Source organism: Micromonospora sp. NPDC049497, assembly GCF_044465805.1.
In the GTDB taxonomy this organism is placed as follows: Bacteria; Actinomycetota; Actinomycetes; order Mycobacteriales; family Micromonosporaceae; genus Micromonospora.
The window spans coordinates 95,250-118,499 of record NZ_JBITMC010000007.1 but is presented as its reverse complement, the minus strand read 5'-3'; the positions used below and the strand labels follow the sequence as shown (position 1 = coordinate 118,499).

General features: G+C 71.4%; 23 protein-coding genes and 1 pseudogene. 12 read left to right on the top strand and 12 right to left on the bottom strand.

The window, feature by feature from the left end:
* Window positions 1-277: 277 nt before the first annotated feature.
* From ACIBR0_RS12955 to ACIBR0_RS12940, 4 genes are all read left to right on the top strand, one after another.
* Window positions 278-631 carry a hypothetical protein gene (locus ACIBR0_RS12955; RefSeq protein ID WP_396715103.1) on the top strand — a complete coding sequence of 118 codons (354 nt, stop codon included), beginning with the start codon at window positions 278-280 and terminating at the stop codon, window positions 629-631.
* Window positions 628-1,803 (top strand): zinc-dependent alcohol dehydrogenase, encoded by a 1,176-nt coding sequence (locus tag ACIBR0_RS12950; protein ID WP_396715101.1) that lies wholly within the window; start codon window positions 628-630, stop codon window positions 1,801-1,803. The genes ACIBR0_RS12955 and ACIBR0_RS12950 overlap by 4 nt, the downstream gene beginning before the upstream one ends.
* Before the next feature lie 390 nt (window positions 1,804-2,193).
* The gene (locus ACIBR0_RS12945) at window positions 2,194-3,294 is read left to right on the top strand and encodes an L-dopachrome tautomerase-related protein (RefSeq protein ID WP_396715099.1); all 1,101 of its coding nucleotides are present in this window, start codon (window positions 2,194-2,196) and stop codon (window positions 3,292-3,294) included.
* A 155-nt stretch (window positions 3,295-3,449) separates the two neighbouring features.
* Window positions 3,450-4,889 carry a nitroreductase family protein gene (locus tag ACIBR0_RS12940; protein ID WP_396715097.1) on the top strand — a complete coding sequence of 480 codons (1,440 nt, stop codon included), beginning with the start codon at window positions 3,450-3,452 and terminating at the stop codon, window positions 4,887-4,889.
* 62 nt (window positions 4,890-4,951) lie between these two features.
* Here ACIBR0_RS12940 and ACIBR0_RS12935 read toward each other — a convergent pair whose 3' ends face one another.
* The 9 genes from ACIBR0_RS12935 to ACIBR0_RS12895 all read right to left on the bottom strand — a co-directional run bounded on the left by ACIBR0_RS12935 (window position 4,952) and on the right by ACIBR0_RS12895 (window position 12,023).
* Window positions 4,952-5,143, bottom strand: a complete 192-nt coding sequence (locus tag ACIBR0_RS12935; RefSeq protein ID WP_396715095.1) for a hypothetical protein — start codon at window positions 5,141-5,143, stop codon at window positions 4,952-4,954.
* 140 nt (window positions 5,144-5,283) lie between these two features.
* Window positions 5,284-6,519 carry an acyl-CoA dehydrogenase family protein gene (locus ACIBR0_RS12930; protein WP_396715093.1) on the bottom strand — a complete coding sequence of 412 codons (1,236 nt, stop codon included), beginning with the start codon at window positions 6,517-6,519 and terminating at the stop codon, window positions 5,284-5,286.
* Complete coding sequence (locus ACIBR0_RS12925) at window positions 6,519-7,547, bottom strand: phosphotransferase family protein (protein WP_396715091.1); 1,029 nt, start codon at window positions 7,545-7,547, stop codon at window positions 6,519-6,521. The genes ACIBR0_RS12930 and ACIBR0_RS12925 overlap by 1 nt, the downstream gene beginning before the upstream one ends.
* Window positions 7,544-7,996 (bottom strand): MaoC family dehydratase, encoded by a 453-nt coding sequence (locus ACIBR0_RS12920; protein ID WP_396715090.1) that lies wholly within the window; start codon window positions 7,994-7,996, stop codon window positions 7,544-7,546. Before ACIBR0_RS12920 ends, ACIBR0_RS12925 begins: the two co-directional genes overlap by 4 nt.
* Before the next feature lie 17 nt (window positions 7,997-8,013).
* Window positions 8,014-8,769 carry a 3-oxoacyl-ACP reductase FabG gene (fabG, locus tag ACIBR0_RS12915; protein ID WP_396715089.1) on the bottom strand — a complete coding sequence of 252 codons (756 nt, stop codon included), beginning with the start codon at window positions 8,767-8,769 and terminating at the stop codon, window positions 8,014-8,016.
* Entirely contained in the window at window positions 8,766-9,479 is a 714-nt protein-coding gene (locus tag ACIBR0_RS12910; protein ID WP_396715087.1) for an HAD family hydrolase, read from the bottom strand. Before ACIBR0_RS12910 ends, fabG begins: the two co-directional genes overlap by 4 nt.
* Window positions 9,476-10,459 (bottom strand): NADPH:quinone oxidoreductase family protein, encoded by a 984-nt coding sequence (locus tag ACIBR0_RS12905; protein ID WP_396715085.1) that lies wholly within the window; start codon window positions 10,457-10,459, stop codon window positions 9,476-9,478. The genes ACIBR0_RS12910 and ACIBR0_RS12905 overlap by 4 nt, the downstream gene beginning before the upstream one ends.
* The gene (locus tag ACIBR0_RS12900; RefSeq protein WP_396715083.1) at window positions 10,456-11,238 is read right to left on the bottom strand and encodes an SDR family oxidoreductase; all 783 of its coding nucleotides are present in this window, start codon (window positions 11,236-11,238) and stop codon (window positions 10,456-10,458) included. Before ACIBR0_RS12900 ends, ACIBR0_RS12905 begins: the two co-directional genes overlap by 4 nt.
* Window positions 11,238-12,023 carry an SDR family oxidoreductase gene (locus tag ACIBR0_RS12895; protein ID WP_396715081.1) on the bottom strand — a complete coding sequence of 262 codons (786 nt, stop codon included), beginning with the start codon at window positions 12,021-12,023 and terminating at the stop codon, window positions 11,238-11,240. The genes ACIBR0_RS12900 and ACIBR0_RS12895 overlap by 1 nt, the downstream gene beginning before the upstream one ends.
* Window positions 12,024-12,194: 171 nt before the next feature.
* On the opposite strand from ACIBR0_RS12895, the gene ACIBR0_RS12890 reads away from it, so the two are divergent.
* Both ACIBR0_RS12890 and ACIBR0_RS12885 read left to right on the top strand, forming a co-directional pair.
* A complete protein-coding gene (locus ACIBR0_RS12890) occupies window positions 12,195-12,791 on the top strand; it encodes a TetR/AcrR family transcriptional regulator (RefSeq protein WP_396715080.1) in 597 nt (198 codons plus the stop codon).
* A 46-nt stretch (window positions 12,792-12,837) separates the two neighbouring features.
* Window positions 12,838-12,909: pseudogene (locus ACIBR0_RS12885) on the top strand (LysR family transcriptional regulator); the annotation flags it as partial.
* Window positions 12,910-12,984: 75 nt separating this feature from the next.
* Here the strand turns inward: ACIBR0_RS12885 and ACIBR0_RS12880 are convergent.
* Window positions 12,985-13,548 carry a PadR family transcriptional regulator gene (locus ACIBR0_RS12880; RefSeq protein ID WP_357027666.1) on the bottom strand — a complete coding sequence of 188 codons (564 nt, stop codon included), beginning with the start codon at window positions 13,546-13,548 and terminating at the stop codon, window positions 12,985-12,987.
* Between the two features lie 76 nt (window positions 13,549-13,624).
* Here ACIBR0_RS12880 and ACIBR0_RS12875 point away from each other — a divergent pair, with 76 nt between their 5' ends.
* The 4 genes from ACIBR0_RS12875 to ACIBR0_RS12860 all read left to right on the top strand — a co-directional run bounded on the left by ACIBR0_RS12875 (window position 13,625) and on the right by ACIBR0_RS12860 (window position 16,815).
* Window positions 13,625-14,041 (top strand): nuclear transport factor 2 family protein, encoded by a 417-nt coding sequence (locus ACIBR0_RS12875; protein ID WP_396715078.1) that lies wholly within the window; start codon window positions 13,625-13,627, stop codon window positions 14,039-14,041.
* Between the two features lie 16 nt (window positions 14,042-14,057).
* Window positions 14,058-15,083, top strand: a complete 1,026-nt coding sequence (locus tag ACIBR0_RS12870; RefSeq protein WP_396715076.1) for an LLM class F420-dependent oxidoreductase — start codon at window positions 14,058-14,060, stop codon at window positions 15,081-15,083.
* Window positions 15,084-15,199: 116 nt separating this feature from the next.
* Window positions 15,200-15,352, top strand: coding sequence for a hypothetical protein (locus ACIBR0_RS12865; RefSeq protein ID WP_396715074.1), 153 nt, complete (start codon window positions 15,200-15,202; stop codon window positions 15,350-15,352).
* Complete coding sequence (locus tag ACIBR0_RS12860; protein ID WP_396715072.1) at window positions 15,349-16,815, top strand: carboxyl transferase domain-containing protein; 1,467 nt, start codon at window positions 15,349-15,351, stop codon at window positions 16,813-16,815. Before ACIBR0_RS12865 ends, ACIBR0_RS12860 begins: the two co-directional genes overlap by 4 nt.
* Before the next feature lie 96 nt (window positions 16,816-16,911).
* Here the strand turns inward: ACIBR0_RS12860 and ACIBR0_RS12855 are convergent, their stop codons facing one another.
* Window positions 16,912-17,574 (bottom strand): uridine kinase, encoded by a 663-nt coding sequence (locus ACIBR0_RS12855; protein WP_396715070.1) that lies wholly within the window; start codon window positions 17,572-17,574, stop codon window positions 16,912-16,914.
* A 659-nt stretch (window positions 17,575-18,233) separates the two neighbouring features.
* On the opposite strand from ACIBR0_RS12855, the gene ACIBR0_RS12850 reads away from it, so the two are divergent.
* A complete protein-coding gene (locus ACIBR0_RS12850; protein ID WP_396715068.1) occupies window positions 18,234-19,427 on the top strand; it encodes an SMI1/KNR4 family protein in 1,194 nt (397 codons plus the stop codon).
* A 549-nt stretch (window positions 19,428-19,976) separates the two neighbouring features.
* Here the strand turns inward: ACIBR0_RS12850 and ACIBR0_RS12845 are convergent.
* Window positions 19,977-21,587: an FAD-binding oxidoreductase gene (locus tag ACIBR0_RS12845; RefSeq protein ID WP_396715066.1), complete on the bottom strand. Its 1,611-nt coding sequence runs from the start codon at window positions 21,585-21,587 to the stop codon at window positions 19,977-19,979.
* A 510-nt stretch (window positions 21,588-22,097) separates the two neighbouring features.
* Between ACIBR0_RS12845 and ACIBR0_RS12840 the strand changes: the two genes are divergently transcribed.
* Window positions 22,098-23,000 (top strand): LPXTG cell wall anchor domain-containing protein, encoded by a 903-nt coding sequence (locus ACIBR0_RS12840; protein WP_396715064.1) that lies wholly within the window; start codon window positions 22,098-22,100, stop codon window positions 22,998-23,000.
* Window positions 23,001-23,250 lie beyond the last annotated feature (250 nt).

The following is a 23,250-nucleotide window of genomic DNA, read 5'->3' as shown; positions in this document are numbered from 1 at the left end:
CGCGCGGGGTCGCGCCCGTACCACTGCCCCTTGCCGGGTGCGGGAATCCCCAGCGTGACAGTGCACCGACATGACAGGGTTTGTCCGTGACGGAGCCGCCGGTCGGGCAGATCCGTCGACGGGTGGGGTCGATTCGGGGGCGTACATGAGAGCGTTGGTCAAGGCGGGGGTCATCGTGGTCGGGGGGTTGGCCCTCCGCAGGTTCCTCCTTCCGTCGGCCCGGCGAGGGCCCTGGCAGCGGGCCCCGTTGATGCGGCGCGAACCGCGGTGGCACGTGGTGACCGTGAAACCGGCCCGCGACGAGCTGACCCCGGACTCGCCACTTCCGGAACCACTGGCCGGTCTCGGTGACGCCGTGGAGGTGCAGATCCGCCGCGCCCCGGCTGACCGCGGCATCGAGCTGGCGGTACGGCTGCGTGACGGCGCCCAGTCGCCGGTGACCGCGGGAGCCAGGCGACTCGCTGGTCGCGATCCCCACCAGGCGATCCGCGCCGCACTGCGCGAGGCGAAGCAACTGCTGGAGACCGGCGAGGTGCTGCACCCCGACTCTCCACCCACCACCCGGACGACGGCGGTCAACAAACCGCTGCAGATGGCGACGCGGCAGGGTCGCCGGGAGGGGCGACTGTGAAGGCGCTCTTGTGGCAAGGCGTCAACGAACTGTCGGTGGACGAGGTTCCGGACCCGACGATGCGCAACGAGCAGGACGCCATCATCCGGGTACGCAAGACGGCGACGTGCGGCTCCGACCTGCACCTGCTGGGTGGGTACGTTCCGTTCATGGAGCGGGGCGACGTCCTCGGGCACGAGTTCCTGGGCGAGGTGGTCGAGGTCGGCCCGCAGGTGCGTAAGCACAAGGTGGGCGACCGGGTGGTGGTCTGCTCGTTCGTCTCCTGCGGCCGCTGCTGGTACTGCCAGCAGCAGCAGTACTCCTTGTGCGACAACGGCAACACCAACCCCGCAATCACCGAGAAAGTCTGGGGCTTCGCACCCGGCGGCTGCTACGGCTACTCGCACGCGCTCGGCGGCTTCGCGGGCAGCCACGCCGAGTACATCCGCGTTCCGTACGCCGACCAGGGGGCCTTCACCGTCCCGGACGGGGTGAGCGACGAGCGTGCTCTCTTTGCCTCCGATGCCGCCCCGACCGGCTGGATGGGCGCGGACCTGGGTGGGGTCAAGGCCGGTGACGTGGTCGCGGTGTGGGGCGCGGGCGGCGTGGGCCAGATGGCCGCACGCGCGGCGGTCCTGCTCGGCGCGGAGCGGGTGATCATCATCGACCGTTTCGCCAATCGGCTTCAGATGGCGGAGAAGTACCTGGGCGTGGAGACGCTCAACTACCAGACCCAGGACATCGGCGGTGAACTGCTGGAACGCAGCGGCGGGCGCGGGCCTGACGTGTGCATCGAGGCGGTGGGGATGGAGTCCCACAGCACCGGACCGCAATACCTGTACGACCAGGTCAAACAGCAGCTGCGCCTGGAATCGGACCGTCCGATCGCCGCCCGGGAGGCCATCTACCACTGCCGCAAGGGCGGAAGCGTGTTCCTGCTCGGCGTCTTCGCCAACCTTGTCGACAAGTTCCCGCTCGGGGCGCTGATGAACAAGGGCCTCACCCTGCGCGGCGCCCAACAGCACGGACACCGCTACATCCCGATGTTGCTCGACCGGATGGCACGCGGCGAACTGGTCACCGAACACCTCGCGACACACACCATGCCACTCGACGAGGCGCCACAGGGATACAACATGTTCAAGAACAAGCTCGACGGCTGCGTACGCGCCGTCTTCGAGCCCGCCCGATGATCGGTGCGCGGGGTCGTGTCGCCGGTCGGCCCGACACGAACGGGGCGATGAGGACCCGGTAGGAGCGGTGGTCCGTCGGCAGCGCCACGACGCTCACGGCGAACACCGCGTACCTGGCACAGCTGTTGGCCGAGCGGCCGTACGCGCCGGCCGAGCCGGCGCTCCGTCGTCCGCGCCGAGCTTCTCCCCGGCACGCAGCTGACCCAGGTGCCGGCGGAGTTGTCGGCGCGGAGCCTGCTGGCACGGCTGGCGCTCGGGGTGCAGTTCGATCCGGTCGACCTGGCGTCGTACCCGTAGGGGTGACCCGCTGGCGGTACCAGCGTTTACCCAGGGCGTTTGCCGCTCAGGGCTTCGGGAAGAAGCCGTCGCACCGGCAGTCAGGAGCAGCGAATGAACGGGCCCTTGGCCGACGAACCCGTCGGCGACCTCGAACTCGTGCACACCTTCACCGGGCCTATGCCCACCGGGGTGAGCGTCTCGCACACCGGCCGGGTCTTCGTCAACTTCCCCAAGTGGGGCGACGAGGTGCCCGCCACGGTGGTCGAGCTACGCAACGGTCGCGAGGTGCCCTTCCCGGACCAGGCATGGAACCAGCCCGCCCGGGACGACGACGCCGGCGCTTTCGTCTCGGTGCAGAGCATCGTGGTGGACCCGGCCGACCGGCTCTGGGTGCTCGACACCGGCAGCCCGATGTTCCGGCCGACGCAGCCGGGCGGGCCGAAACTGGTCCGCGTAGACCTGGACAGCAACGCCGTCGCCCAGGTCATCACCTTCCCGACCGACGTCGCGCTGCCCTCGACGTACCTCAACGACGTGCGGTTCGACCTGCGCAGGGGTGACGCCGGGATCGCCTACATCACCGATTCCTCGGACTCCGGGCCGAACGGGATCGTCGTGGTCGATCTAGCCAGCGGCGCGTCCTGGCGGCGGCTGCACGACCACCCGTCCACCAAGGCCGAGCCGCTGTCCACCTACCGGCCGATCGTCGAGGGACGGCCGTTCCTGGAACGCCCGGCCGATGGAGCGCCGAAGCCGCTGTCGATGGGGTCGGACGGGATCGCCATCTCCGCCGACGGCTCCCGGCTGCACTACTGCCCCCTCGCCTCCCGCCGCTGGTACAGCGTCGCCACCGACGCGCTCGCCGACCCCGCCCTCACCGAGGACCTGGTCACCGCCACGGTGGCGGACGAGGGTGACAAAGGCGGCGGCTCCGACGGCCTGGAGACCGACGACGCCGGCCGGTTCTACCTGACCTCGTACGAGAACAACGCCGTGCTGCGCCGCCGGCCGGACGGCGAGTACGAGACCGTCGTGCACGATCCCCGCCTGCTCTGGCCGGACACCATGTCCGTCGCCACCGACGGGCACCTCTACGTCACTGCCAACCAGCTGCACCGGCAGCCGAAGTACCAGCGGGGACAGGACCTGCGGCGCAAGCCGTACGCCCTGTTCCGCACCCGCATCGACGCCGGACCGGTCCTGCTGCGCTGAACCGCGGGGAGTGGCCGGGATCGAGGCGGCGACGGTGTCCCGCGCCGGCCCGAGACCCGCTCCGGTCGCCCGGCCGCCGCCCGGCCGGGTTCATGACTTCCGGGTGCGGGACAAACGGTGGTGCGCGGTACCGGGTCCGCTGACAGGATGCCGGGATGGACCTCGACTCCGGCGCCGGGCTGCTGCACCGACTCACGTCGTACGTGCCGAACCGCGAGTGGGACGTACCCGTCGACCACCCGGCCGTGCGCGGCGACCTCGTCCCGAACGACCCCGCGGCGCTGCCGCCGCCGATGAAGGGCTACCCGGACGCGCTTCCCGTCCTCGCCCTGCCGCGGGAGCTGCCCGACCCCGGCATCGCCGCGACGGCCGTCCTCGCGGGTGTCCCCGCTCCGACGCGGCTGCTCGACGCGGCGCAGCTCGGCCGGGTGCTCTTTCTCGGCGCCGGCGTCGTCCGCACCGCGGAACGCAACGGTCGGCGGGTCCTCTACCGCGCCTCCGGTTCGGCCGGGGCCCGCTTCCCGCTGGAGGTCTACGCGAGCACGCGCGGCGTCGCGGGGGTCCCGGACGGCGTGCACTGGTACGACGCGACACGGCATGGGCTCGTCCAGGTCGCACCCGCCGCCACCGGCACGGTCACCACGCTCGTCGTGACCGGCGTGCCGTGGCGGACCGGGTGGCGCTACGCCGAACGCGGGTGGCGACATCTCTACTGGGACGCGGGGACGCTGCTGTCCCAGCTGTCGGCGGCGGCCGACAGCGCCGGCCTCTCGCCGCAGCTGCGGTCCCTGTTCCCGGACGCCGCGGTGCGGGAGCTCGTCGGCGCGGACGGGGTGCACGAGTACCCGCTGGCCCTGCTCTCCCTGGGCGACGGCGAGCCGGCGATCGGGCCCACCGCACCGGCGGCCCCGGGTGAGCTGCCACCGGTCGAGCTGCCACTGTGCACCGCGGCGCAGCGCACGGGCGAGCGGGACGAACTCGGCACGCCCTGGCCGCGGACGGCCGCGCTCCCGGACTTCCCGCCGTCCGACCTCCTCGATCAGGTGGTGCGCCGGCGCGGTTCACAGCGACGCATGGACCGGACCCGGACCCTGCCGCGCCACCTGCTGGAGTGGCCTCTCGCCGCGGCCCTGCGCGGGGTGCGGGTGCCGCACTGGGTCGCCGTCCACGGCGTCGACGGTGTGGCGCCCGGCCTCTACCGCTGGCCCGATGTGTCGACGCCGGTCCGCGCCGGCAACCTGCGCGACGAGCTGCTCCGGATCTGCCTGGACCAGTCGCTCGCCGGCGACGCCGCGTACGTCGTCATTGCGGCCACCCGACTGTCGTCGCTGGACGACCGCGGCTACCGTGACGCCCAACTCGCGGCAGGGCTGGTCGAGGGCCGGCTGCACCTGGCCGCATACGCCCTCGGCGCGGGCGCCTCCGGCATGACCTTCCTCGACTCGGAGGTCCCGGGTCTGCTGGACGAGCCGGACGACCTGGCGACGCTGCTCTTTACCTGCGTGGGTATCCCGGAGTACACCTCGCGCAGCGGCGGCGACCCGGGTGCGCCGGTCGAGGTCCGACCCGTCGTGCCCCGCCTCGGATCGCGCTGACCGCCACCGTCGTCGACACCCCGTGGCCCCGCGGCCACGGGAGGCCGTGGCCGCGGGGTCGGTCAGGGGCGGATGAGGACCTTGAGCGCCTCCCGGTCGGCCATCGCGTGGTAGCCGTCGGGCACGTCGTCGAGGCCGACCGTGCGGTCGAAGACCCGTCGGGGCTGGATCGTGCCGTCGAGGACGTCGGGCAGCAGTTCCTCGACGTACGCCCGGGCCGGGGCGACGCCACCGGTCACGGTGATGTTCCGCATGAGGGTGTCTGAACCCAGCGGGGGGCCGTTGCGTTATCGGATCGGCGGACGTGTTGAACCCGGGTCGGGTCCGCGGTCAGATCGCTTTGGGCGAGTTCGGTGAACGCAACGGCGACCCGTTCCTGACGGACAGTGATCGGTCAGCCGTGGCCGTGCTGCCTCCCGGCAACCTGGCGGCGCAGTTCGTGCCGCGCCAGGGCGTTCTTGTGCACCTCGTCCGGTCCATCGGCGAACCGCAGGGTGCGGATGCGGGCGTAGGCGGCCGCCAGCGGGAAGTCCTGGGAGAGGCCGGCGGCGCCGTGCACCTGGATCGCCTTGTCGAGGATCCACTGGACGGTCGCGGGGGTGGCGATCTTGATCGCCTGGATCTCGGCGTGCGCGCCCTTGTTGCCGACGGTGTCCATCAGCCAGGCCGTCTTGAGCACCAGCAGGCGCAGCTGCTCGATCCGCACCCGGGACTCGGCGATCCAGTCTCGGATCACGCCCTGCTCGGCCAGCGGCCTGCCGAACGCGATCCGCCGCTCGGCGCGACCGCACATCAGCTCGACGGCCTGCTCGGCGACGCCGATGGAGCGCATGCAGTGGTGGATGCGGCCGGGACCAAGACGGGCCTGGGCGATCGCGAAGCCGTCGCCTTCGCCGCCGATCAGGTTCTCGACCGGCACGCGTACGTCGTGGAACTCCAGCTCGGCGTGCCCGCCGTGGTCGTGGTCGTCGTACCCGAACACCTCCATGCCCCGCTTGATCACCAGACCCGGGGTGTCCCGTGGGACCAGCACCATGGACTGCTGACGGTGCCGCTCGGCGTCCGGGTCGGTCTTGCCCATGACGATGAGGATCCGGGCGTTGGGGTTCATCGCGCCGGTGATCCACCACTTGCGTCCGTTGATCACGTACTGGTCGCCGGACCGCTCGATCCGGGTCGCGATGTTCGTGGCGTCCGAGGACGCCACGTCCGGCTCGGTCATGGCGAACGACGACCGGATCTCGCCGTCCAGCAGGGGCTCCAGCCACTGCTTGCGCTGGTGCTCGGTGCCGAACATCGCCAGCACCTCCATGTTGCCGGTGTCCGGGGCGGCGCAGTTCAGGGCGGCGGGCGCCAGGTGGCTACGTCCGGTGATCTCCGCGAGCGGGGCGTACTGCAGGTTGGTCAGGCCGGCCCCGTGCTCACCGGGCAGGAAGAGGTTCCACAGCCCGCGCTTCCTCGCTGCGGCGCGCAGCTCCGCGAGCACGGGCACCGAGTCCCAGGCCCAGCGGTCCCCGAGCTGCCCGAGCTGCTCGCGGAAAACGTGCTCGGCGGGGTAGATGTGGCTGTCCATGAAGTCCAGGAGGTTGTCGCGCAGCCCCTCGGTCCTCGGGTCCAGGGCAAAGTCCATCAGTGCTCCTTGAGGTAGGTCAGGCCGGCGCCGAGCAGCGCCTCGGTGACCTCGCCGAGGCCCTCGAAGCCGGAGCCGACGGTCTGGCCGCGCAGGTGCCGGTAGTGGATGCCCTCGAGGATCGCGGCCAGCTTGAAGGCCGCCAGGCCGAGGTGGAAGCCGAGGGGCGGGAGGGGGCGGGTGCTGCTCGCCGCGTACCGGTCGAGGATCTCGTCCTCGGTCAGGAAGCCGGGCGCGGACGAGGCGTCGGCGACCGCCAGCCCGACGAGCCGCCCCAGGCGCTGGTAGAGCACCAGCAGTGCCAAGTCGGTCAGCGGGTCGCCGAGCGTGGCCATCTCCCAGTCGATGACGGCGGCAAGGTGGTCGCGCTCGTCGGTGAGGACGTTGTCGAGGCGGTAGTCGCCGTGCACGATGCCCGGCGCCGACTCCGTCGGCACGCCGGACGCCAGGCGGGCATGCAGCTCGTCGGCGGCCGGCAGGTCCCGGCAGTACGACGCGTCGAGCTGCTTCTTCCAGCGGCTCACCTGCCGAGCCAGGAAGCCGTCGGGCCGGCCGAAGTCGGCCAGCCCCACGGCCGTCGGGTCGACCGCGTGCAGGGCGGCCAGGGTGTCGACCAGCCGGGTCGAGATGACCCGGGTGCGTTCCGGGCCGAGCCGCTCGAGTTCGGCCGCGTGCCGGTACGCGGTACCGCCGACCCGCTCCATCACGTAGAACGGTGCACCCAGCACGTCGGCGTCGGAACAGAGCCCGTACGTCTTCGGCACCGGCACGTCGGTCGTCCAGAGCGCCGACATAACGCGGTACTCCCGGCTCATGTCGTGCGCGGTGGCCAGCACATGCCCCAGTGGTGGCCGCCGGACGACCCAGGTATTCCGCCCATCACCGACCTCGTACGTGAGGTTTGACTTGCCGCCGGCGATCAGCCGGGCGGTCAGACCCCCGGCCACCCCGGGCACGGAGGCGGCGAACCAGTCGGAAAGCCGGGCCAGGTCGAGGCCCGGCGGGTTCTGCCGTGCGGAGGCGATCACGGCACCAGGATGCTGACGGTCTCGACCACGCACGCCGGCTTCTCGGCGCCGGCCAGCTCGACGGTCACCTTCGCCGTGAGCTGGTAGCCACCGCCGCCGCGCACCAACGACAGCAGCTCCACCCCGGCCCGCACCTGGGAGTCGACGGGAACCGGGGAGGGGAAGCGGAGCTTGTTGGCGCCGTAGTTCACGCCCATGTTGAGCCCCTCCACCTTGTACACCTGCCAGACCAGCATCGGCACCAGCGACAAGGTCAGGTATCCGTGCGCGATGGTGCTGCCGAACGGGCCGTGCGCCGCCTTCGCGGGGTCGACGTGGATCCACTGGCGGTCACCCGTCGCCTCAGCAAAGGCGTCGATCTGCTGCTGGGTGACGGTGTGCCAGTCGGAGTAGCCGAGGTGGGTGCCGACCGCCTGCTCCAACTCCTCGATGCCGTGGAAGACCTTCATCATCTCTCCTTTCCCGGTCAGGCCTTCGGCCCGCCGGCGACGTACAGCACCTGGCCGGACACGAAACCGGCTCCCTCGCTGGCGAAGAACGACACGGCGTGCGCGATGTCCTCCGGCGTGCCGGTGCGGGCGACGGGGATCTGCGCCGCGGCAGCGTTCTTGAAGTCCTCGAAGGCCATGCCGACCCGCGCCGCGGTGGCGGCGGTCATCTCGGTCTCGATGAAGCCGGGGGCGATCGCGTTCGCCGTGACCCCGAACTTCCCGAGTTCCAGGGCGAGCGTCTTGGTGAAGCCCTGCAGACCGGCCTTGGCGGCCGCGTAGTTGGCCTGACCGCGGTTGCCCAGCGCCGAGGTGCTGGACAGGTTGACGATCCGCCCCCAACCGGCCTTGGTCATGTAGCCCTGCACGGCGCGGGTGACGAGGAACGAACCACGCAGGTGCACGTTCAGGACCGCGTCCCAATCGCCGGCGGTCATCTTGAACAGCAGGTTGTCGCGGGTGATGCCGGCGTTGTTGACCAGCACGGTGGGCTCACCCAGTTCCTCGGCGATCCGGTCCACGGCGGCCTGCACCGCCTGCTCGTCGGCGACGTCGGCGCCGACCGCCAGGGCACGACCGCCACCGGCCTCGATCTCTCCGACGACCGGCTTGCCCGCCGCTTCGTCCAGGTCGACGACGGCGACGGCGAAGCCGTCCCGGGCAAGGCGCTTGGCGACGGCGGCGCCGATGCCACGGGCCGCTCCGGTGACGACTGCGGTGCGGGTGACGGTCATGGGGTCAACTCCTCGGGGCGGGCGGGATGGGGCAGGTCGGCTCCGGACCGCGGCCGTGGGAGGCCGGTGCGAGAGGCGGGAAGCAACTCGGCGATCGTGGTCCGCGTGGTGTCGGCGTCGGTGTGCAGCAGCGCCCGCATGCCTACCGCGCGGGCGCCGAGCACGTTCGGTTCGGCGTCGTCGACGAAGAGCACCCGGTTGGCCGGCAGCCCGAGCCGCTCCAGGGTGAGGGCGTAGATCGGGGCGAGCGGCTTGCGCAGGCCTACCTCGCCGGAGATGACGACGGGATCGAAGAGCCCGTCGATCAGCTCGCGCGGGTACGTGTTGCCCCAACTGTTGGAGAGCAGGCCGACGCGCAGGCCGGCGTCGCGCAACTGCCGGGCCAGGTCGAACATCGCCGGGTCGGGGGGCATCCCGGCGAAGAGCCGGGCCAGGACGCCGACAGGGTCGATCGCACGCCCGTCGAGCGTGGTGAGCTCGGCGGCGAGCAGCGCGTCGACCTCGTCGACGGTCAGCGACCCGGTCTCCAGCCGGTGGACGGGGGTGCCGTCCGGGGCGTCGCGGGACAGCCAGGCCTTGAGCGTGCGCGAGAACGACGCCGGGTCGATGCCGTCGGCGTGCAGCCACGCGGCGATCGAGTCCCGGACCGGTCCGGTGAGCACGCCGCCGTAGTCGAAGACCACGGCGTCCACCTGGTTCGCGGCGCTCACGCGACGTACACCACGCGCCCGACGGTGACGCCGTCGGCGAGCTCCTGCACCCCGTCGGCCACCTCCTCGAGCGCGAGGCGTTGGCTGACCAGGGGTCGTACGGCGCCCTGGGCGGCCAACGCGCTGAGGGCACGATGGCATTCGGCGACGGCCGCCGGGTCGTAGCGGTGGTACAGGCCCCAGTGCAGGCCGACGATCGAGTAATTCTTGACCAGGGCGTGGTTGAGCGCGGCGGACTGGATCTGACCACCGGCGAAGCCGACCACGAGGATCCGACCCTCGAAGGCGATGCACTTGGTCGAACGCTGGTAGGTCTCGCCGCCGACCGGGTCGTAGACGACGTCGGCACCCTGGCCGCCGGTCTCGGCCCTGACCACCTCGACGAAGTCCTCTTCGCGGCGGTCAACGACCACGTCGGCGCCCAGTGCGCGGGCCACCGCCATCTTCTCCGGACCACCCACGACGCCGATCACCCGGGCGCCGGCCGCTTTGCCCAGCTGGACGGCAGCGCTGCCGACGCCGCCGGCCGCGGCGTGCACCAGCAGCGTCTCGCCCGCGCGCAGTCCGGCCCGGCGGTGCAGGCCGAACCAGCCGGTCTGGTAGCCGATGTAGAGCGAGGCCGCCTCAGCGTCGTCGAGCGCCGCGGGCGCGGGGAACGTGGTCGCCGCGTTCAGCAGCGCGAATTCACCGAACCCGCCGAACGGCAGCACCGCGCCGCCGAGCACGCGGTCGCCGACGGCGAACCCGTCGACGCTCTCGCCGAGCGCCACGACCTCGCCACACAGCTCGACACCTGGGGTGAAGGGGAGCTCCGGCTTGACCTGGTACTCGCCGCGGCACATCAGGACGTCGGGGAAGTTGGCCGGACAGGCCAGCACCTTCACCACGAGCTGCCCGGGACCCGGCTCCGGGTCCGCCACGTCGACGAGCCGCAGTACGTCGCGGGGCTCACCGAGCTCGGCGACCCGCCATGCCTTCATCGAAGTGCCCCCTGGTCCTCGAGCCGTCGCTGGAGCTTGTTCATGGCGTTCAGCCACCGGTCGGTGTCGAGGGCGCGGTGGGTGTAGTAGTCGGCCACCTGGGGATGCGGGAGGACCAGGAACCGGTCGTCGTGCAGGGCCTGCCACGTCGATTCGGCGACGTCCTCCGGCGTGAGCGCCGCATCGTGGCTGAGCAACTCCTGCAGCGGCGCGGCGTCGTCGAGCATCCGGGTCTGCACGCCCTGTGGGCAGATCGCCTGCACCACGACCCCACGGTGCCGGTAGGTCGCCGACAGCCACTCGGCGAACGCGAGGCAGGCGTGCTTGCTGACCGAGTACACCGCGCTCCCGAGCATCGTGAGCAGCCCGGCCGCCGACGCGGTCACGACGAAGCGACCGGAGCCGCGCTCCACCCATCCGGGCATCAGCAGTCGCGCGGCCCGCACGTGCGCCATGACGTTCACCTCGTGGGTGGCGGCCCAGTCCTCCTCGGCGGCCCACAGCCCGTGGCCACGGTCGATGCCGGCGTTCCCGAACCAGATGTCGATGGCGCCCAGGTGACCTCGGGCCGCCTCGACCAGCGCGGCGACCCCCTGCTCGCCGGCGGCGTCACCGGGAGCGGCGAAGCCACCGATCTCCTGGGCCACCCGGATGGCCGCCTCGGCGTCGAGGTCGTTGACCACGACCCGCGCTCCCCCAGCGGCGAGTCGGGTGGCCAGAGCACGGCCGATGCCGTGGCCGGCGCCGGTGACGACAACACCCTTGTCCCGTACCGACATCAGACACCTCCGGTCAGGGTGACGCCGCCGTCGACGACCAGCAGCTGACCGGTCATCCAGGCGGCGTCCTGGGAGAGCAGGAACGCGACGACGCCACTGATGTCCTCGGGGACGCCGAGCCGCTTGAGCGGGTACGCCGCAGCCACCTGCTCCTCCCGACCCTCGTAGAGGGCGGTGGCGAACCTCGTCTTCACTACGGCCGGGGCGACGGCGTTCACCCGGATGCCCGGGCCGAGCTCCACGGCGAGCTGCTGGGTGATGTGGGTGAGCATCGCCTTGCTGGCGCCGTAGAAGCCGATGCCGGGCGCGGGCCGGACGCCGGCCACCGAGGAGACGTTGACCACGGCACCGCCGTGCTCCCTCATCCAGCGCCGATGGACCTGCTGCACCCACGACAGGGCGGCCAGGCAGTTCACCTCGAAGACCTTGCGGGCCGCGGCCAGGTCCATCTCGACCATCGGGCCGTACGCCGGGTTGATGCCGGTGTTGTTGACCAGAAAGTCGGCGCTGCCAAAGGTGTCGACCGCGCGCGCGACCACGTCGGCCTGGTGGTCGGCGTCATCGGCGTGGCCGGCGACGCCGAGCGCGTGTTCGGGGCCCAGCTGGGCGACCGCCCGGTCGAGCGCCTCCCGCTTGCGGCCGGTGATGACGACCTTGGCTCCGTCGGCGACCAGCCGCTCGGCAACGGCGAAACCGATGCCCCGGCTCGCGCCGGTGACGATCGCCGTCCGTCCGGTGAACCTCTTCGCCATCGGCGGTGGCGGGTCACTCGCTGCTTCGGGCACGGTCTCCCCTCCAAACTTACTAAGCGCTTGCTTAGTAGTACAGTTCATGAAGTGTGCGACACACGGCGGCCGCCGTCAACAGGTCGGACCTCGCCGGCAGGTGTCCGCCTCGTCCAGCGGCACCGTGGTGCCACTGCCCGGGCGAGGCTCAGATAGGAAGGATGGGACGCGTTGACCGACACGGCCGAGCACTCCCGCGCCGACGTCACCCGCGCCCGGCTGCTCAAGGCGGCCGTCAGCGCGTTCGCCGAGCGCGGCTTCCACGGCACGACGACACGCGACATCGCCGCGGCGGCCGGGCTGAGCCCGGCCGCGCTCTACGTGCACCACAAATCCAAGGAGGAGCTCCTCTACCTGATCTCACGATCAGGACACGACCACGTGCTGCGGCAGGTGCAGGCCGCGATCGCGTCGTCCGACGACCCGGCCACGGCGCTACGGCGGGTGGTCCACGACTTCGTCGTCACCCACGCCCGCGACCACACCAGCACGCGCGTCGTGAACTACGAGCTGTCCGCACTCAGCCCCGAGCACCTCACCGAGATCCGCGAACTCCGCCACCGCATCGAGCAGGCGATCCGCCAGCTCGTCGAGGCGGGCGTCGCCGAAGGGGTCTTCGACACCCCCGACCCGCGGATGGCGGCCGCGGCCCTGCTGTCGCTGGGCATCGACCTCGGCCGGTGGTACCGCGACGACGGCGGCTGGAGCCCCGAGCACATCGCCGCCCAGTACGCCGAGATGGCGCTCCGCATCGTCGGCGCCCCCTGATAGGCACGTCGGCGCTCGCCGACGTTCCCGCCGAGCCGAGCACGGCGGCTTCAGCCGCGCGGCCGCGGCGCTCGACGTCGCCCAGCCGATGCTGTCGCAGTCGGTGCGCGCACTCGAACGCGAACTGCGTCGCGCCGCCATGATCACCTTGTTCCTAGCGCCCCACCCTGCGCCGATGGCACTGACAGCGGGGTCAGCCCGGCAGCGGCGCCCGGGCACGCAGAAGCGCCGCGGCCTGCTCGCACCACGTGCGGTTCTCCTGCTCGAACCGGCGGCCGCGCAGACACGTCAGGTACGGCCCGATCCGGTCGCCTTCGCGCAGGAACGTCTCCTCGTCCAGCTCGCCACGCAACCGCCGGAGCATCCGGTCGAAGATCTCCACCTTTGCCGCGGCCGCGACCGCCCGCTCCTCGAGCTGGGCGATGACCGGGGCCGGGTCCAGCCGGTCGACGGCTTGAACCATGACGAGCAGGTCCTCCCGGATGGACGTCGGCTTCGACGGCGTCGCGGTGAACGCGGCCAGCTCCGCGAGGCCGGCGTCGGTGACCGTGAACAGTCGCTTGTTGGGCCGGTCGTGCTGAATGACCTGCCGGCCGGCGATCAGCCCCTCGCGCTCCAGCTTGGCCAGTTCGGCGTAGAGCTGCTGGGGCACCGCGTACCAGAAGTTCGCCAGCGACACGTCGAAGACCTTGGCCAGCTGATACCCGCTGTACTCGCCGTCGAGCAGTGCCGCCAGCACCGCGTGGCGCAACGCCATCGCCACACCTCCCGCTTCCCTCGTCCCATAGTCAGTGATATGACTACTCCTATCGTTGACTATAGGGGAGGCAGCCGTGACGACCGTCGAGCGGTTCCGTGTCGCCGTCGAGGCCCGGGACCTGGCCGCGTTCGACGGGCTGTTCAGCCCGAACGTGCGCTTCTACAGCCCGGTGAAGTTCACGCCGTTTCAGGGAGCACAGGCCGTTCACGGGCTCCTCGGCGTCCTCCTGCGCACCTTCGAGGACTTTCGGTACGTCGGGCAGCTGACCGGCGAGGCCGAGATCGGCACGGCAGGCCGGCCGGTCGAGTCGCACATCCTCATCTTCCGCGCGACCGTGCGCGGCAAGCAGATCCACGGCCTCGACCTGCTCCAGCTCGGCGACGACGGTCTGATCGAGGAGTTCACGGTCATGGTCCGCCCCCTGTCCGCCGTCACCACGTTGAGCGAGGCGGTCGTCGCCGGCCTTGCCGCCGACGGCATCGCCCCATGATCCTGGAGGACGCGAGATGAAACTCGGATACACCACCGGCTACTGGTCCTCCGGCCCACCCGCCGGCGTCACCGAGGCCATCGCGGAGGCCGACCGCCTCGGCTTCGACTCGGTCTGGGCCGCCGAGGCCTACGGGTCGGACTGCCTGACCCCGCTCGCCTGGTGGGGCGCCAGCACCTCCCGGGTGCGGCTGGGCACCAACATCATGCAGATCTCGGCCCGTACGCCGACCGCGGCCGCGATGGCGGCGCTCACCCTCGACCACCTGTCCGGCGGTCGGTTCATCCTCGGGCTCGGGGCCTCCGGCCCGCAGGTCGTGGAGGGATGGTACGGCCAGCCGTACCCGCGGCCGCTGGCCCGCACCCGGGAGTACATCGACATCGTCCGCGCCGTCCTGGCCCGCACCGGTCCGGTTGAGTACGACGGCGCGTTCTACCAGCTGCCGCAGCGCGGCGGCACCGGCCTGGGCAAGCCGTTGAAGTCCACCGTCCACCCGCTGCGCACCGACATCCCGATCTTCCTCGCCGCCGAAGGGCCGAAGAACGTGGCGCTGGCCGCCGAGATCGCCGACGGCTGGCTGCCGTTGTTCTTCTCCCCCAAGGCGGACGGCTTCTACCGCGCCGCGCTGGCCGAGGGCTTCGCCCGACCGGGCGCCCGCCGTGGCCCGGACGAGTTCGAGATCGCCGCGACCGTGCCGATCGTCGTCGACGACGACGTGGAGCGGGCGGCCGATCGGATCCGGCCGTTCGTCGCGCTGTACGTCGGCGGCATGGGTGCCAAGTCGGCCAACTTCCACCGGGACGTCATCGCCCGCCTCGGCTATGAGCGGGAGTGCGACGTCATCACCGAGGCGTATCTGGCGGGCAACAAGCAGGAGGCGATCGCCGCCGTGCCGACCGCACTGGTGGAGGACATCGCGCTGGTCGGGCCGACCGCAAAGATCAAGGACGAGCTGCAGCGGTGGCGCGAGAGCGTGATCACCACCCTCCTGGTCTCGGGCGGCCCACGGCAGCTGCGCCAGATCGCCGAGCTGGTCGACTGACGACACGCGTCGACCCTGGAAGGCAACTCCCCTGCGCGGAACCCCCTCGCCGAGGACCAATCTTCCGAGGTCGTCTTCTCTCCATTGCCCAGGCCCACGACGACTATGGTGTGATCATGGCTGGCGACCAGGTTGACGAGGCCGCCTCGGAAGCACTCCGCCCGACGCTGCAGAGTCAGCGCACCGGTGAGGAGTCATTCTTCGACCGCGGCCCGGGCTGTGCACGGCTCCCCGGCGGCCGCTCGTACGCGGAGGTCGACCGGGCGTGAGGAGATCGGCACGGGACCTGATCGAACTGGTCATCGACCCCGGCACGTGGGTGTCGTGGGATGAGGCGGTTGCCGATCCGGCCCCGCTCGACGCCGACTATGCGGCTGCCCTGGCCGCCGCGCGCCGGGCTACAGGCGTCGACGAGGCGGTCATCACCGGCGCGGGCCGGCTCGGCGGGCGGCGGGTCGCCGTCATCGCCGGCGAGTTCGCATTTCTCGGCGGCTCGATTGGCGTCGCGGCGGCCGAGCGGCTCACCCGGGCCGTCGAGCGGGCGACCGCCGAGCGGATTCCGTTGCTTGCCGCGCCCGCGAGCGGCGGCACCCGGATGCAGGAAGGCTCGATCGCGTTCGTGCAGATGGTGAAGATCAGCCAGGCGATCACCGCGCACAAGGTCGCGGGGCTGCCATACCTCGTATACCTGCGACACCCGACAACCGGCGGCGTGTACGCGTCGTGGGGGTCCCTCGGGCACCTGACAGTCGCCGAGCCGGGCGCGCTGATCGGCTTCCTCGGGCCGAAGGTGCACGAGGCGCTGACCGGCTCGCCGTTCCCGGCCGGCGTGCAGGTCGCCGAGAACCTCCACAGACACGGTCTGATCGACGCGGTCGTTGCGCCGGAGCAGGTGGCGCCGCTGGCCGAGCGGGCGCTGGCCACTCTGAGCGCGCCGCGCCGCCTCCCCCGTACGCCGATTCCGATGGAAGACCCGCCCGGCGAAGGCACCGCCTGGGACGCCGTGCGGCGATCCCGCCGGGCAGACCGTCCCGGAATCCGCCGACTGCTGAGACACGCCGGCCGGGACGTCGTGCCGTTGCACGGTACGCAGAGCGGGGAAACCGGAGCCGGTGTGATCGTGGCGCTGGCCCGCTTCGGGGAAGCCCCCGCCGTGGTTGTCGGACACGACCGGCGCGACAGCCCGCCTGACCCCGCCGGCCTGCGGGCCGTCCGGCGGGGGTTCAAGCTCGCCGCAGAGTTGGGCCTGCCCGTCGTCACCGTTGTCGACACGCCGGGCGCCGCCCTGTCGCCACAGGCCGAGGAGGGCGGCCTGGCCGGGGAGATCGCCCATTGCCTTGCCGACCTCGTCACCCTGCCGGTGCCGACCCTGTGCGTGTTGTTGGGTCAGGGCAGCGGCGGCGCCGCCTTGGCCCTGCTGCCGGCCGACCGTGTCATCGCCGCAGCGCACGGCTGGCTCTCGCCGCTGCCGCCGGAGGGCGCGTCGGCGATCCTCCATCGCACCGTCGACCGGGCGCCGCAGGTCTCCGCCGCGCAGGGCATCCGCGCGCAGGACCTTAGGGCGAGGGGCATTGTGGACCGGATCGTGGCCGAACGACCCGACGCCGCCGACGAGCCCGCGGCGTTCCTCGACCGGCTGGGGGCGGTACTGGCGCACGAGCTGGCCACCCTGCTCGACGTCGACCCGGCGGACCGCCTCCAGGCCCGCCGGGTCCGTTACCGTCAACTCTGACCGCAAACTCTCGCCGTTTTCCTTCAGCTGCCCGTCCGCGGTCACCCGTCGGCCCCTGGGGCCGACACTCGCTCGTCCGGCCGCTGGTTGAGTACGTCATCTGCCGATGATCCGCGGAGCGCTGACATCGCGGTTGTCGATGAGGATATCGGCTCGCTGTTGCGGGGAGCAGGCTCTGAAGTAGATGCGCTGGGCCTCCACGTAGCGCCGCATGCTCGGGTGCTCTGGATCGGGGTTCGTGCCGTCACGAGCGGCCATACGCCTGGCCGTTTCGTCGAAGGGGACATCCAGGAACACCGACAAGTCCCAGGCCATGACCATCTCGTCCCGAAGCAGAAAGAGCCCGTCGACGACGAGCACCGTCCCAGGAAGGGCAGAAAGGGGTTCCGGGTCGAGGATGATGTCGGTCGCGAGGTCATGCGCGGCTGGCCGGTATCGCCGGGAGCCGGCCGGGCCGAACGGATCCAGGACGTCGCTCTGGAATCGCGGGTAGTTGTATGAGTCCTGCCAGAAGCCTTCCGGCGACTCGCGTCCCTGTCGGTACCGGAGCGCTCGGACGTTGTGGAAGTCGTCGAGTGATATCCGCACGACACGGCGGCCGAGAGCGCGCACGGCCGCGGCGAGTTCGTCGGCGAAGGTGCTCTTGCCGGAGCCGTCCGGGCCGTCGACAGCAACGCGGAGACATCGAGGGCCGTCGGGTGCGGGAATGCGTTGTGCGACCTGCCCAATGACGTCACGCCGCTCCGCAGAGGCAATCATCCGGCAAGTCTCCCAACCGGCACACCGAACAGCTGGCCGGGGCAATGAAACATACTCTTCTCGGCTACCGGGTACGCCTTGCGGTCGATGCAGGGCTCGCTCGGAGCGGAACGGCACGACGCCCAGTTGCCCGCCCCTGTGGGTATCTTTGACCTCGCCGGCCAACTCGGGGACGCGCCAGTGCCGATTCCATCTCACGGCTGGATGTTCGTCGTGCCCGATCTGATCTGGCGAAGAACAAAGCCCCGGCACGAGGGCGGGGCCGCCGATGCAGTAGCCGCACATGACGTCGGCCTCATACGTCCGCTCCCCCAGCCAGCTTCCCAGGCCGCTGAGCACTGCTGTTGAGTGCCGTTGACCGCGGTTCAGAGCGGCCGTCTGCTCCCATCCCGCTCGCCGATCCTCCTGCCCGTTCTGCGGCGCCGGATGACACGTGATACTCACCTTCACCACGATCCCTGAACGGCTGGAGGCCACCGTTGCCCTCAATCCATGACTTCGCGACCTGGGAGCCGGTGCTGAGGCTTCTGCGGTCGGGCAACGCGAAGAGCCTCGCCGCCCCCGGCGGCCACGTGGCGGGACAGATCGGCCGCCACGCGTGGAGTCTGCCGCTACCGCGGCGATTCCCGCCGCCCGGCCGAGCCTCCCAGGTCGAGGACATGCAGGACGAGGTCGACGCGGTGCAGCGGATACTGAGCGCGCTGGCCGACGTCGGTCTCGACAGCATCACGTTCGTGGCGGAAATGTCGTCGACCGGGCGGTCCGTGCTCCACCTGCTCACTTTCGGCCCCGCTGTGGAGGCCGGCATCGGGCCGTACCCCGGCTCGCTCATCCTGGTCGAGGGCGCCGTCCCGGAGCCCTGGCGCCGCCGTCCCCATCCGGTACCCAGGGCGGCGCCGGCCGCGTCAGTGGATGCGGCGCTGCTGGAGCGCACGCTGCGCGAGCGGATTCCCGACGCTACTGGTGCGACCGAGGCGGAGATCGCTGCCGCGGAAGCGTGGCTCGGCGTCGCGTTGCCCGACGAGCTCAAGGCGCTCTACCGGGTGACGCGGGGGCGGTGGCAGGACTGGGGTGACGACTACGCGGCAGCGGAGCGCGTCGCCCAGGCGGTCGGCTGCGAACTCTTCCCCCTCGACGAGCTGTACGTCGCCAGCGCGCTATCCCGTCCGTGCCCGTGGCGATTCGCGGCAACAGAGGCGGTCGTCAGCCCGCCCGACGCCGCGGTGCAGGGGCTGGTCGGCTCGCCGGGCTGGATCGTCTTCGGCGACAACGGAGGCGGCGACCGCATCGCCGTCGACCTGACCCCGGGCCCCCGCGGACACGTGGGGCAGATCATCATGCTCGACCACGAGCAGAACATCGGCGCCAGCCTGCTCGCCGACTCCCTCACCAACCTGGTGGTGCATCAGCGCGGGGACCGGCAGTCCAGCTACCGCGTGGACCAGCCAACGGCTGTGGCCAGGGTCAACATCCAGAGCATGACAAGCATCCAGGCCGCCGCCCACCCCGGGCTGGAGGTCCTGAGCATCGGCGTCTGGGACGGTGAGCCGCTCAGCCTCGCCCCCGTCACCGGGCTGCCCCGGCTGCGGACCCTCACCGCCTACCCCGGCACGCTCGCCGACCCGCTGGAAATCGCCAAGCTGAGCGGGTTGGAGTATCTGGAGCTCGGGCCGGAAGAGTGGCGCGTCCTCCTAGACGCCGGGGCGGTGCCGCGCACTCTGTCAGCGGCCGGCATCGAGGTGCACGGCAACCGACACCCGCTCCCGATCGTGGCCCTCGCCAACGAACTCCTCGCCCTATGGGACCGCCCTCCGATCAGTCAGACCATCCTCGAAGGCCACGTCGAGGTGTGATCAGCGGTGGCGGCCGGCGGATCCGAGGACCTGAAGGAGGCCCCGGACCCAGGAGGTGTGCTCAGAGTGGGAACCCGGGTGACGTCGCGGCTCGACCTTCGTTGCGCCAGCTTCGCCGCCACCCATCGAGCCCCCTCACACGAGGTGGCAGGCTCTCAAGAGCCGGACGTGTTGCAGTCGAACAGAACGCGGCTTCAGTGGTCTGATCGTTGCCCGCCACACGAGGTCGTTGAGTCTGGCCACGCTGGCCAGTCGCTGGATCAATCCGCCGGACGATATATGGCGGTGAGACGTGGCAGGCGGGCGCGCATCTGCTCATCGTCGTCGAGGTCGAAGTCCTCGCCTGCCGGGCCCTTGACGTCGCGTTCGGGGCCGTCAAGGCGGGCTGCGTCCAGTGCTGACAACCGGGAGCAGCCGGCGGACGAGCTTGTGGTGCGGCTGGAAGGTGCAGAGCTGACAGTCGCCCGGCCCCGGTACGGCTCCCGCGGATGCGGCCATCCCGCCAGCACGGGTTTACCGGAAAGTCAGGTGTCGCGGGGCCGCCTCACGTCAGCCGGCGGGATCGAGGAGGACGCCGGGGTTGAGGATCCAGGAGGGGTCGAGCGCGCTCTTGGCGGCGCGCATGGCGAGCGCGACCGGGTCGGGACGCTGCCGGTCGTACCACGGTCGGTGGTCGCGGCCGACGGCGTGGTGGTGGGTGATGGTGCCGCCGGCGGCGAGCAGCGCGTCGGAGACGGCGTGCTTGATTTGGTCCCACTGGGCGAGCGTCGCGCCCCAGCGGCCGCTGGCGTACATGCCGAAGTAGGGGGCGGGGCCGTCCGGGTAGACGTGGGTGAATCGGCAGGTGACCACACCGGTCGCGCCGACTGCGCGGAGCGCGTCGCCGGCCGCGTCGAGCACGGCGGCGCGCAGGGCGGGGAATCGATCCCAGGTGCAGGCGGTCTCGAACGTCTCCACGATCATCGACCGGGCGGCGAGGGCGTCGCGCTGGTACGGCATCCGCAGGAAAGCCGACCGCCAGGCGTCGGCGGCGGTGCGCTCTCGTGGGCCGGACGAGTTGTCGCCGTGAGCCGCCTCCGGCAGGGTTCCCCCGTGGTCGCGGCACAGCTCGACGGCGCGGTCCAGCCAGGGTGTGACCGGATGGTCGGCGGACTCGAATCCCAGGACGAGCACGCCGCCGGTGGTGGCGACACCGGCGTTGAGGAGCGCCTCGGCGGGGTCGAGCAGCCGGCAGTTGCTCGGGTACAGCGCGGACTGCGCGATGGCCCGGGTGGCGTCGACCGCCTCGTCGTAGTCGGTGAAGTGCACCGAGGCGCCCGCCCGCCAGCGTGGCCGGTCCTGCAGTCGCATCCACGCCTCGGTGATGACGCCGAGCACGCCCTCCGAGCCGAGGAACAGCCGGTCCGGTGACGGCCCGGCACCGGAGCCGGGCAGTCGGCGGGACTGGCTTGTGCCCACCGGGGTGATCACCCGCAACGACTCGACCAGGTCGTCGATGTGGGTCAGGACGGTGGCGTAGTGACCGCCGGCACGGGTGGCCAACCAGCCGCCCAGGGTGGAGAACTCGAACGACTGCGGGAAGTGCCGCAGCGTGAGGTCGTGCCGCCGGAGCTGGTCCTCCAGCGCCGGGCCGAACACGCCGGCCTGAATGCGGGCCGCCCGGCTCGTCGGGTCCACCTCCAGCACCCGGTCGAGGCGCCCGAGGTCGAGACTGACCGCCGCGGGATAGGCGTCGTCCAGCCGCGGCTCCACGCCGCCGACCACCGACGAGCCGCCGCCGTAGGGAATCACCGCGATGTCCCGGCCCGCGCACCAGTCCAGCACGTCGACGACGTCCTGCTCGATCGCCGGCCGGACCACCAGGTCCGGCGGATCATCAAGCTCCCCGTGCAGGTTGCGGACGACGTCGCGGAACGCCTTGCCGTGGGTGTGCGCCGCCCGGTCGGTCGGGTCCGTCGAGCACAGCCGGGCAAGCGACGCCGGTGGAGCGACCCGCGGACGGCGCAGGCCGAGTTCGGCCACCGGTGGCGCGACATGCTCGGTCAGGTCGGCGCCGGGCAGCAGGATACGCACCCGGTCGGCCAACGCCGCGGCCTCCGCACCGGTCACCGCGTCCTCGACGTGCCCCCAGCCCCACCACGAACGGTTCTTCCCGGCCATACGGCCTCCCCGCCGTCCACCATCGCCAGATCGACTCGCCGGTAACGTACTCGACACCCGGCACCCCGTCGATGCCGTCGTCGTAGGCGTGGACTCCCTGCGCCGCGAACCGGTAAGGGACGCCTTCGCCGGCCACGACGGACACCGGCACGACGGCTGCGTTCGGCACCCATGTGCGAACCGCACCTCGGTGGTCGCCCGTTCCAGGCCGAGACGTCTGGGGCTTCGCCGCTGCAGGACGCCCTGGTCAGAAGGTTGCCGGTGGGTCCTCTCTCAGCTATCGAGACCGATACGAGCCGGGCATGGGCCGAACAGCCGATCCGCGCTGTCGTCCGGCGCGCATGCTGTGGGCCGCGCGACCGACCGTCCCGGCCTGAACAGGTGACCGTCACAGATTGACGACTGATATTAGTGTTCCTCGGGTTGTGCCTGGTCCGGGCGGTCGTTGGTCCTGTCGGACTGCCCAGTTCCCGCCGGCGAGCGGGAACCGACACTCGACCAAGGAGTTCTATGCGCACGCCCAGGATTGTCGGCGCCGCGGTCGGCGCGTTCGTTCTCTCGTCCCTGGCTCTGGCCGGTTCCGCCCAGGCCGCGCCCGGCGATCCGGTGTGGGCGGCCAATGGTGACTCGGCCATCACCGGCCAGCACGCCGTCACGCTGATCGGCGGCAACACCTCGGTGGAGGCCGCGAACCTCGGCGTCGAGGTCGAGGCCGGCACCGAGATCAGCTTCTCCTACGAGCTGTCCGAGGGCGCGGTGTGCAACGGTGGCGCACCGCGCGTCTTCGTCGTCGTCGACGGCGTCAACACCAACTCGTGGGATCAGAACATCGGCGGCGGCACGCAGTGCGGCGCGGACGGCGCGATCACCTTCACCGTCGCCGAAGCCGGCGCCATCGGGGCGGCCGGCGTGGTGTACGACAACGGCACCGCCGGCACAGTGGTCGTGCAGAACCTGAAGATCGACGGCAAGGCCGTCGACTTCCAGGCGGTCGAGCCGGGCGCCGAACCGACGAAGACGCCGACCACCCCGCCGACCAGCCAGCCCGCGGAGCCGCGCGACTGCGAGGCGTACGTCTACACCGGCACTACGCAGGACCTGTGCGCCGACTTCCCCAACCCTCCCGGCACGGTCAACTGCTCTGACGTGAAGTACCGGGTCACGTTGGTGGACGTGAACAACGACCCGTGGGGCCTGGACGGCAACAGGGGCACGCCGGGGATTGGCTGCGAGTCCAACCCCCTCAAGCCGAACACCGCCCCGCCGACCACCAGCCCCGCGCCGGACGCTGGCGGTGGCCTTCCCGTGACCGGTGTCAACACCAGTGCGCTCGGCGCCGTCGGTGTGATCGCGGTGCTGGCTGGCGTGGCGCTGGTGGTGGCGCGCCGCCGTCGGGTCCGCTTCGACGCCTGACCTTCATCGGAACGCCCCCTCCGCCGTGAGGTGGTGGGGGCGTCCGCTTTGCCCGACACGGCTACCGGATCAGTGCGGCCCCGCGACCGCATCGAGGACGACGGGGCGCAGCCAGATGTGGGCGACGCCCTCCACCGCCCCAGGCATCCCGCACGGGCAGCCCTCGCCCTCGACGAGGCCGACGCCGGCGCAGAGCCGGTTGGTTGGCGCAGTGGACGGTCCAGGACGGCACGGGGCCCGCGGTCTGGAC